The following is an 8,917-nucleotide window of genomic DNA, read 5'->3' as shown; positions in this document are numbered from 1 at the left end:
AATCTTGGTGGCGGTGTAACGCTCGCCGGCGGTGTTGGCGAAGTCAACAATGTCGATCGCTGGGATTTCGGCGTCGCAATGAAGTTCTAATCCTACCCAGGATTGGCTATAACCCCGGCGGCTGTCGGCAGTGTCGACCGTCCCGGTGCCGCAGCACGTGCGGATGTGTGGGATCTTGGTCTGACCATGTCCTTCTGATCCAACCGGATCATCGTTTTGGAAAGAGCGGGCCTTGCGCCCGCTCTTTTCTTTTGGCCTAAGCTGTTGCCATGGGATTGAATGATATTCAGAGCCGCATCGCGACAGCCGCCACCGCCGCCGGGCGCAAGCCCGAGGATGTGACGTTGATTGCCGTATCCAAGGTGCAACCGCCCGAACGGGTGGAGGCCGTGCTGATGGCAGGGCAGCGCATCTTTGGCGAGAACCGCGTGCAAGAGGCGGCTGGCCGCTGGCCCGACTTCCAAGCGCGTTTTGACGGGATCAAGCTGCACCTGATCGGGCCGTTGCAGACCAACAAAGCGCGCCAAGCGGTTGAGATGTTCGATGTGATCCACACGCTTGACCGGCCCAAGCTGGCCGAGACGTTTGCCCGTCTGGCAGATGAGCGGGGCAGCTGCCCCGAACTGTTTGTGCAGGTCAATACCGGGGCCGAGCCGCAAAAGGCCGGTGTTCTGCCCGAAGATGCCGATGCGTTTATCGCGCAGGCGCGGGCGCTGGGCCTGCCGCTATTGGGGGTGATGTGCATCCCCCCGGTCGAGGAAGCGCCAAGCCTGCATTTCACGCTTTTGGCCGAGATCGCCGCGCGAAACGGGCTGACCGGGCTGTCGATGGGCATGTCGGCTGATTTCGAGAGCGCCATCGCCCTTGGCGCGACGCATATCCGCGTGGGGTCTGCGATTTTCGGTGAACGGGCCTATGACTAGCGCTCAGCGCCCCGCCAAACCTTCCGGCACCACCAGCCGGGTTTGAAACCCGATGCGCGCCACGATCCAGCGCAGATCATCGGGGTCAAGCGCGATACAGCCCGCCGTCGGATGCCCCGGCCCGCGCCATGCGTGAATGAAAATCGCCGAGCCCGCGTTATGCAGCGCGCGCGGCCAGTTCCAATCGGTGATCAAGACGATATCGTAAAGCGGATCGGCGCGGCGCAAGACCTCGTGGCTGGCCGCAAAGGGCGCGCGCACCATTAGGTTGTAATCCTCGTGCTTTGGATCGTCGCACCACAGATCACCGGGCCGGATCGGCACCGCCCAATCGCAGGGCCGCGCCAAGCGGTCGGGGCGGTATAGGCAACCCACGATGCCATGCACGCCTGCCGGTGTCGCGCCATCGCCCTCGCGCTTGTCCAGCGTGACGCCACCGCGCCCAAGCCGCATGGGAAACATCCGTCCCAAAAAGCGCAGGCCCATGGGCGTGACCACCATATCGCGCGATTTCACAGCATATGCCCCGATTTGTCGCGTTTGACCGCAAGGTAATGGGCGTTGTGCCGCCCCGTCTCGGTGATCAGCGGCACGCGCTCGGCCACGGTGATGCCTTCGGCTTGCATCATCGCTACTTTGCGGGGGTTGTTGGTCATCAGCCGCACCGCGTCAAAGCCCATCCGCTTGAGCAGATCGGCACCGATGCGGAAGTCACGCTCATCATCTTCAAAGCCCAAGCGGTGATTAGCCTCGACCGTGTCAAAGCCTTGATCTTGCAGGTGATAGGCGCGGATCTTGTTAGTCAGCCCGATCCCGCGCCCCTCTTGGTTGAGGTAGAGCAGAACGCCTGCGCCCAAGCGGCCCATCTCGGCCAGTGCGGTGCGCAGTTGCGGGCCGCAATCGCATTTCAGGCTGCCCAGCACATCGCCGGTGAAGCATGCCGAATGCAGCCGCGCCAGCACCGGCTGGCTACGGTCGGGGCGGCCGATCTCGATGGCGTAATGCTCTACCCCGCCGTTTTCGGGGCGGAAGATATGCAAGCGCCCGGCCTCGGCCGCTTCCATCGGAAGGCGGGCGGCGGCGACGGGCAAGAGCGGGTGATGCAGTGCCAGATCTTGTGCAAGATCAGCGGCCTGCAACAGCGCCGCGCCCAATTGGTTTGCCTGTGCCTTGGGGTCGGCCAGTTCGAGCGCGACAATCGCGGGCAAAAGCTGGGCGGATTTGGTCAGGCCCAAGGCAAGGCGGTGCAGGTCGGCCCCCCCCTCGCGCAGGCTGGTGAGTGGGCCTTTGAGCGGATCGCTTAGGTCGCGGGCAGGGTCGGCCAGCGCGCGCACCCAATCGGCCCCCATGGCAGACGGCAGGCGTAGCCGTGCCAGATCGCCGTCATAGGCGGGGGTTTTCAGCGTTTCGGCCCGGCGCTGCGTGATTGCCACCACCGCCCCCTCACCCAGCGCGCGCAACCCATCAAGGCGCGCGGCACTCAGCGTTTCGGCGGCCAAAACCAACAGCCCGCGCGCACCATCGGTGATCACGACAGGTAGCCCGACCCGAAGATCGGACCGGGCGCGCGCGATGGTTTCCGTTGGGCTTGGCAATAGGCTCATGACGCATCCATACTTTGCCCGCGCAGGATTTGAAACATTTCCCCTGATCACGACACGTCGGCGTGAGATTGCATGTCAAACGCTTGTCAAAGCCTGTCAACTTGCCAAGCTTGATCACAGGGCGTGAGAAAGGAGCTTTCCATGGCGACGTTGAAGAAAATCCTGCTGGTCGATGATGATGATGACCTGCGCGAGGCGTTGAGCGAACAGCTTGTGATGACCGAGGATTTCGACGTCTTCGAGGCCGCGACAGGTGCCGATGGCATGACCCGCGCGCGTGAGGCGCTTTATGATCTGGTGATCCTTGATGTGGGCCTGCCCGATACGGACGGGCGCGAATTGTGCCGCTTGATGCGCAAGCAGGGTGTGAAATGCCCGATCTTGATGCTGACCGGACATGATACCGATTCTGACACGATCTTGGGCCTTGATGCAGGGGCCAATGATTACGTGACCAAGCCGTTTCGCTTTCCGGTGCTTTTGGCGCGCATCCGTGCGCAGCTGCGCCAGCATGAGCAATCCGAGGATGCGGTGTTCCAGCTTGGCCCCTATACCTTCAAGCCCGCGATGAAGCTTTTGGAGACGGAGGATGCCAAGAAAATCCGCCTGACCGAGAAAGAGACGAATATCCTGAAATATCTGTACCGCGCCCAAGATGGTGTGGTCGCGCGTGAGGTGCTGTTGCACGAGGTCTGGGGATATAATGCGGGTGTCACGACCCACACGCTGGAGACGCATATCTACCGCCTGCGCCAAAAGATCGAACCCGACCCGGCCAATGTGCGCCTTTTGGTGACGGAAAGCGGCGGCTACCGGCTGGTGGCGTGACGCGGGTTTGATCCAGATCAAGGTGCAGCCAGCGGTTGCGCGTCACTCTGATGATATTACCTCCCTGTGAGACTGGCCCGGACCGATGGTTCGGGCCTTTCTTTTGCGCTCTGCGCTGGCCATCCGGGGCTTGGCCGATTAGACCCATGCCACAGCCGATAAGATCAGCGGAGCGCGCGCCATGCCCTTTACCCTTGCGACTTGGAACATCAATTCCGTCCGGCTGCGCGCCGATCTGGTGGGCAAGCTTTTGACCGAAGAAGCCCCTGATGTGCTGTGCTTGCAAGAATGCAAATCCCCCGTCGATAAGATCCCCGCCGAGGTCTTTGCCGCGTTGGGCTATCCCCATATCGTGGCGCGCGGGCAAAAAGGGTATAACGGCGTGGCGATCATCTCGCGGCTGCCGCTTGCCGATGCCGGGCAGCGCGATTTCTGTGCCAAGGGCGATGCGCGTCATGTCGCGGCCCGGCTGGAGAATGGGGTGACGATCCACAATCTCTATGTGCCAGCAGGCGGCGATGAGCCCGACCGCATGATCAACGAGAAATTCGGCCACAAGCTCGATTTCCTGACCGAGATGCGCGATTGGTTCGGGTCTGATCCACAGGGCAAATCGATCTTGGTGGGTGATCTGAATATCGCCCCCCGCGAGGATGATGTGTGGAACCACAAACAGCTTTTGAAGGTGGTCAGCCACACACCCATCGAGGTTGACCATCTGGACGCGGCGCAAGAGGCAGGCGGCTGGGTCGATGTGACCCGCGCCGATATTCCGCAAGGCCCGCTTTATAGCTGGTGGTCCTATCGGGCGCAGGATTGGGACAGTGCGGATCGCGGTCGCCGCCTTGATCATATCTGGGCCAGCCGCGATATCGCTAATGCCGCGCATGGCAGCCGCATCTTGCGCGCCGCCCGCGGATGGGAGCGGCCATCCGATCATGTGCCGGTCTTTGCGACATTCGACCTTTGAGGCCTTGGCGCGCGGCACATGTGACCGCATATAGGGCGTGAACGCGCGCAGCTGTGACGGAGATATGCGATGCTGGAGTTGGGACAAACACAAAACGCTGCTGCAGGGGCGGCCAACCTGATCAAGGATGGCACCGAGGCGACGTTTATGGCCGATGTGATCGATGGCAGCGCCGATGTGCCGGTGATCGTCGATTTCTGGGCCACATGGTGCGGCCCGTGCAAAACGCTTGGGCCCATGCTCGAGGCGGCCGTGACTGCGGCCAAGGGCAAGGTCAAGATGGTCAAGATCGATGTTGACCGCGAACAGCGCCTTGCGGCCGCCTTGGCCCAACAGGGCTTGCCGCTGCAATCCATCCCGACGGTTGTCGCCTTTTATCAGGGCCGCCCGGTCGATATGTTCCAAGGGGCCGTGCCGCAAGGGCAGATCAAGGACTTCATCGCGCGCCTGACCGCCCTTGTCGGTGATGATGGGCTGGCCGAGGCAATCGAGGCCGCCGAGCAGATGTTGGCCGAGGGTGCGATTGATGATGCCGCCCAGACCTTTGCCGCTATCCTCGGAGAAGAGCCGGAGAATGTCGCCGCCACAAGCGGTCTTGCGCGGGCACATCTGGCCTTGGGTCAGATCGATCAGGCCGAAAATATCTTGAACCTTGCCCCCGATGCCATCGCCACCTCACCCGAGCTTGAGGCGGTGCGCGCCCAGATCGCGCTGGCCCGCCAAGCCGCCGATGTTGGCCCCTTGGGAGAGTTGCAAGCAGCGGTTGAGGCAGACCCGAAGGATCATCAAGCACGCTTTGACTATGCCACGGCGCTGCATGCGGCCGGTCAGGTGCAAGAGGCGGTTGATCAGCTTCTCGAGCTATTCCGCCGGGATCGCGAATGGAATGATGGCGCGGCCAAAACGCAGCTCTTCACCATTTTCGATGCGCTCAAGCCACAAGATCCCATTGCCTTGAACGGTCGTCGGAAATTGTCGTCGCTGATCTTTGCCTAAGCCGCGCGGGGGGCTAGTTCGTTGCCCATGATGTCTTTTGCCGACCTACCCGAAACCATCGCGGTGTTTCCGCTGCCCGGTGCGCTGTTGCTGCCGCGCGCACGGCTGCCGCTGCATATCTTTGAGCCGCGCTATCTGGCGATGCTGGATGACGCGCTCAAGACGCCACATCGCCTGATCGGGATGGTGCAATCGCGCGAGGTGCCGGGCTCGGACGAAAAGCGGTTGCACAGCATCGGTTGCGCGGGCCGGGTGACGCAGTTTTCGGAAACCGAGGATGGGCGCTACCTGATCACACTGTCGGGCATGTCGCGCTTTCGTATCCGCCAAGAGGTGGGGGGGTTCACCCCCTATCGGCGCTGCGATGTCTCATGGGATGGCTTTGCCGCCGATCTTGGCCCGACCGAGGTTGATCGCGGTTTTGACCGCACCCGCTTTTTGGATTTGCTGGGCCGCTATTTCGAGGCGCTGTCGCTTTCGACCGATTGGAGCAGCCTGAAAGAGGCGGAGGATGAGTTGATGATCAACTCGCTTTCGATGCTCTGCCCCTTTGACCCCGAGGAAAAGCAAGCCCTGCTTGAGGCACCATCGCTGACCACGCGGCGCGAGACTTTGGTCACTTTGATCGAGTTTGCCCTGCGCGGCGGCACGACCGAAGAGATGATGCAGTGAGCGACGATGGCGTCACCATCGAGCGCCGCATGCTGGAGGCCTTGGTGTGCCCGATCACCCATGCGCCGCTGAGCTATGATGCGGACCGCCAAGAGCTGATCTCGAAAGCGGCCAATCTGGCCTATCCGATCCGGGGCGGTATTCCGATTATGCTCGAGTCCGAGGCGCGTGCGTTGGAGTAGAGTGGCGGATGGTGCGCCGGAACGCGCATCGCCGCCTAGAGCGCGCGCCCTTGCAGCAGCCGTGGCAGATCGCCCGTAAGCCCGGCGGCCTGCCGCATGAAGCCCCGGCGCAGCGCTGGGATGGCGCTCACCGCCGCCATGCCGATATCGCGGATCGCCCTGAGTGCGGGGTTATCGTTGGAAAACAGGCGGTTCACCCCATCGGTCGTGACAGCCAAGGCGGCAGTGTCGAAGCGGCGCCATGTTTGGTAGCGCTCCAAGACCAAGGGGGAGGCGATATCTTCGCCACGGCGCGTCGCATCGGCCAGCACCTCGGCCAGCGCCGCGATATCGCGCAGCCCAAGGTTCAGACCTTGGCCCGCAATCGGGTGAATACCATGGGCGGCGTCACCGACCAGCGCCAAGCGCTCGGCCACGAAAGCATTGGCGATGCTGAGGCCCAGCGGGTAGCTGTGGCGCTGGCCCGTCAGTGCGATCTCGCCCAGAAAATCCCCGAAACGTGGCCGCAGATGCGCAAGGAAGGCCGCGTCATCGGCGGCCATCAGGCGCTTGGCATCTTGCGCGCGTTCGGACCAGACGATGGACGAACGGTTGCCGGTCAATGGCAAGATCGCCAATGGCCCCGGCGGCATGAAGAATTGATGCGCGATCCCGTGATGGGGCAATTCATGCGCAATCGCTGTCACCAGCGCGGTCTGGCCGTATTCCCAGCCCGTCCGCTTGATCCCCGCGCGCATGGCCGTGGCCGAGCGGCGGCCATCGGCCCCGATCAAGATGCGCCCGGTCAAAATGGTGCCATCGGCGAGGCTTACACTTGCCTGCCCCTCGGTCGTCTGCGCGATGACGGTGGTATCGGGGCGGTGGGTGATCGAAGGATGCGCCTCCATCGCCGCTAACAAAGCGCGGCGCAGATAGCGATCTTCGAGCATATGGCCCATTGGGCCTTCTTCTAACTCGGCGCTGTCGAAATGCAGGAAGAAGGGCGCGGCCCCTTCGCCCGCCCGCCCGTCAGAGGCTTTGATCTGCAAGATCGGCTGGGCATGGTCGGCCAGATCATCCCACAGCGCCAGCGCGGAAAGCATCCTGACCGATGCCAGCGCCAGCGCATAGGAGCGCCCGTCGAAGCCGACATCGGCGCGCGCCTTGACTGGCAGGGCGTCGATCACGATGCTGGAAAGCCCGGCCTGCGCGCAAGCCAGTGCAAGGCAGCACCCATTCAGCCCGCCGCCGACGATCAAGATATCCGTATCATGCTTCATACCCCGACTATGGGTCGCGCTGCGGGATTGTCCATGCCTTGCGCCGCATGTAGCCTTGCCCGCGACAACATGGGCAGGGGTGAGAGCATGTCAGATTGGTTGAGGCAAAGCGCAAGTGACCTTGGGCGCGGGATCGGCGCGGGCAAGATCGACCCTGTCGCGCTGACCGAGGCGTTTTTGGATGCGGCAAGCGCGCATGAATTCGGGTCGCGCATCTATGTGCGCATGACCCGCGAACGCGCCTTGGCCGAGGCTGAGGGCGCGCGCAAAAGGGCCAAATCAGGATTTCGGCGCGGCTTGCTTGACGGTGTGCCGATCAGTTGGAAAGACCTGTTCGATACCGCCGGTATCGTGACCGAGGCAGGCTCCATGCTGCTTGCGGGGCGCATCCCTGAGGCTGATGCGGCCGTGTTACAACGCGCGACGCAGGCCGGGACGGTCTGTTTGGGCAAAACACATATGTCAGAGCTGGCCTTTGCGGGGCTTGGGGTGAACCCCGCCTATGGTGGCAATATCGATCCGCGCCCCGGCACACCGCCCAATGTGAATGATCCGGCATTGGCACCGGGCGGCTCATCCTCGGGGGCGGCGGCTTCGGTCGCCTTTGGTCTGGCGGCGGCGGGGATTGGGTCTGACACCGGCGGGTCGGTGCGTGTTCCGGCGGCGTGGAATGATCTGGTGGGGCTGAAAACCACCCATGGGCGGCTGAGCCTAAAAGGTGTCGTGCCTTTGGCCGAAAGCTTTGACACGGTCGGCCCGCTCTGCCGCACGGTCGAGGATTGCGCCCAGCTTTTGGCGGTGATGGAGGGGGGCAAGCCCGCCGATCTGCGCGGTGCGTCGCTGAAGGGTGTTCGTTTCTTGGTGCTTGAACCCTATGCAAGCGATGTCCGCGATGGGCCGCGCAGGGCCTTTTTCACCGCGGTCGAGGCGCTGGCCCATGCGGGCGCACGGGTTGAAAGCGGCACGGTGGCCGGGATCGAAGAGGCGATGGGCCTCTCGCCCGCGCTCTTTGCGACCGAGGGCTATGGCACATGGCGCGATGTGATCGAAGCGGCACCCGAAAAGATGTATTCCCGTATTCTTGAACGTTTCCGGGGCGGTAAGGATTTCAGCGCGCCCGATTATGTTGCGGCGTGGCGGCGGCTTCATGAATTGCGCGCGGTTTGGGCGCGCGCGACCGCGGGCTATGACGCGGTCTTGCTGCCCACTGTGCCCAATCTGCCGCCCGATGTGGACCGGTTGATGAAAGATCCCGATTTCTATGTCACCGAGAACCTGCTTACGCTGCGCAATACGCGTGTGGGTAATCTCATGGGGCTGTGCGGTTTGAGCTTGCCCACCGCTGTGCCATCATGCGGTTTGATGATGCTGGGTGCAGCCATGGGTGATGAGCGGCTCTTGCGTTTGGGGGCGGCGGCCGAGGCGGCGTTGACCTGAAGGCCACAGCCGCGTGATATCGCGCTGCTTTTTCTGGACCGCAGGG

The 8,917-nt window shown here is 62.9% G+C and carries 10 protein-coding genes; 7 read left to right on the top strand and 3 right to left on the bottom strand.

Annotated elements, in window-relative coordinates:
• Nucleotides 1–269: 269 nt before the first annotated feature.
• Nucleotides 270–923, top strand: a complete 654-nt coding sequence (locus KG698_RS10595; protein WP_213685533.1) for a YggS family pyridoxal phosphate-dependent enzyme — start codon at nt 270–272, stop codon at nt 921–923.
• 3 nt (nt 924–926) lie between these two features.
• Here KG698_RS10595 and KG698_RS10590 read toward each other — a convergent pair whose 3' ends face one another.
• Together KG698_RS10590 and ribA are read right to left on the bottom strand one after the other, a co-directional pair.
• The gene (locus tag KG698_RS10590) at nt 927–1,439 is read right to left on the bottom strand and encodes a L,D-transpeptidase family protein (RefSeq protein ID WP_213685532.1); all 513 of its coding nucleotides are present in this window, start codon (nt 1,437–1,439) and stop codon (nt 927–929) included.
• Nucleotides 1,436–2,527 carry a GTP cyclohydrolase II gene (gene ribA / locus KG698_RS10585; RefSeq protein WP_213685531.1) on the bottom strand — a complete coding sequence of 364 codons (1,092 nt, stop codon included), beginning with the start codon at nt 2,525–2,527 and terminating at the stop codon, nt 1,436–1,438. Before ribA ends, KG698_RS10590 begins: the two co-directional genes overlap by 4 nt.
• Nucleotides 2,528–2,668: 141 nt before the next feature.
• Between ribA and KG698_RS10580 the strand changes: the two genes are divergently transcribed.
• The 5 genes from KG698_RS10580 to KG698_RS10560 all read left to right on the top strand — a co-directional run bounded on the left by KG698_RS10580 (nt 2,669) and on the right by KG698_RS10560 (nt 6,175).
• Entirely contained in the window at nt 2,669–3,355 is a 687-nt protein-coding gene (locus KG698_RS10580) for a response regulator transcription factor (RefSeq protein ID WP_213685530.1), read from the top strand.
• A 181-nt stretch (nt 3,356–3,536) separates the two neighbouring features.
• Entirely contained in the window at nt 3,537–4,325 is a 789-nt protein-coding gene (locus KG698_RS10575) for an exodeoxyribonuclease III (protein ID WP_213685529.1), read from the top strand.
• A gap of 69 nt (nt 4,326–4,394) precedes the next feature.
• Nucleotides 4,395–5,321, top strand: a complete 927-nt coding sequence (locus KG698_RS10570) for a co-chaperone YbbN (RefSeq protein ID WP_213685528.1) — start codon at nt 4,395–4,397, stop codon at nt 5,319–5,321.
• A 27-nt stretch (nt 5,322–5,348) separates the two neighbouring features.
• Nucleotides 5,349–5,993 (top strand): LON peptidase substrate-binding domain-containing protein, encoded by a 645-nt coding sequence (locus tag KG698_RS10565; protein ID WP_213685527.1) that lies wholly within the window; start codon nt 5,349–5,351, stop codon nt 5,991–5,993.
• A 29-nt stretch (nt 5,994–6,022) separates the two neighbouring features.
• Nucleotides 6,023–6,175 carry a Trm112 family protein gene (locus tag KG698_RS10560; RefSeq protein WP_213685555.1) on the top strand — a complete coding sequence of 51 codons (153 nt, stop codon included), beginning with the start codon at nt 6,023–6,025 and terminating at the stop codon, nt 6,173–6,175.
• Between the two features lie 35 nt (nt 6,176–6,210).
• On the opposite strand, the gene KG698_RS10555 is transcribed toward KG698_RS10560, so the two are convergent.
• Nucleotides 6,211–7,434 carry an FAD-dependent monooxygenase gene (locus tag KG698_RS10555; protein WP_213685526.1) on the bottom strand — a complete coding sequence of 408 codons (1,224 nt, stop codon included), beginning with the start codon at nt 7,432–7,434 and terminating at the stop codon, nt 6,211–6,213.
• Nucleotides 7,435–7,521: 87 nt separating this feature from the next.
• On the opposite strand from KG698_RS10555, the gene KG698_RS10550 reads away from it, so the two are divergent.
• Nucleotides 7,522–8,871 carry an amidase gene (locus tag KG698_RS10550; protein WP_213685525.1) on the top strand — a complete coding sequence of 450 codons (1,350 nt, stop codon included), beginning with the start codon at nt 7,522–7,524 and terminating at the stop codon, nt 8,869–8,871.
• Nucleotides 8,872–8,917: the final 46 nt, after the last annotated feature.

Origin of the sequence: Roseicyclus sp. (genome assembly GCF_018402035.1) — a bacterium.
Lineage (GTDB): Bacteria > Pseudomonadota > Alphaproteobacteria > Rhodobacterales > Rhodobacteraceae > Roseicyclus.
Note: the sequence above shows the minus strand (reverse complement) of the source record. Positions and strands in the feature narration are given on the sequence as shown.

Excerpts from the sequence above, each read along its gene's own strand:
- KG698_RS10595 (WP_213685533.1), top strand. The coding sequence starts at position 270 with ATGGGATTGAATGATATTCAGAGCCGCATCGCGACAGCCGCCACCGCC.
- ribA (WP_213685531.1), bottom strand. The coding sequence starts at position 2,527 with ATGAGCCTATTGCCAAGCCCAACGGAAACCATCGCGCGCGCCCGGTCC.
- KG698_RS10580 (WP_213685530.1), top strand. The coding sequence starts at position 2,669 with ATGGCGACGTTGAAGAAAATCCTGCTGGTCGATGATGATGATGACCTG.
- KG698_RS10575 (WP_213685529.1), top strand. The coding sequence starts at position 3,537 with ATGCCCTTTACCCTTGCGACTTGGAACATCAATTCCGTCCGGCTGCGC.
- KG698_RS10570 (WP_213685528.1), top strand. The coding sequence starts at position 4,395 with ATGCTGGAGTTGGGACAAACACAAAACGCTGCTGCAGGGGCGGCCAAC.
- KG698_RS10565 (WP_213685527.1), top strand. The coding sequence starts at position 5,349 with ATGATGTCTTTTGCCGACCTACCCGAAACCATCGCGGTGTTTCCGCTG.
- KG698_RS10560 (WP_213685555.1), top strand. The coding sequence starts at position 6,023 with ATGCTGGAGGCCTTGGTGTGCCCGATCACCCATGCGCCGCTGAGCTAT.
- KG698_RS10555 (WP_213685526.1), bottom strand. The coding sequence starts at position 7,434 with ATGAAGCATGATACGGATATCTTGATCGTCGGCGGCGGGCTGAATGGG.
- KG698_RS10550 (WP_213685525.1), top strand. The coding sequence starts at position 7,522 with ATGTCAGATTGGTTGAGGCAAAGCGCAAGTGACCTTGGGCGCGGGATC.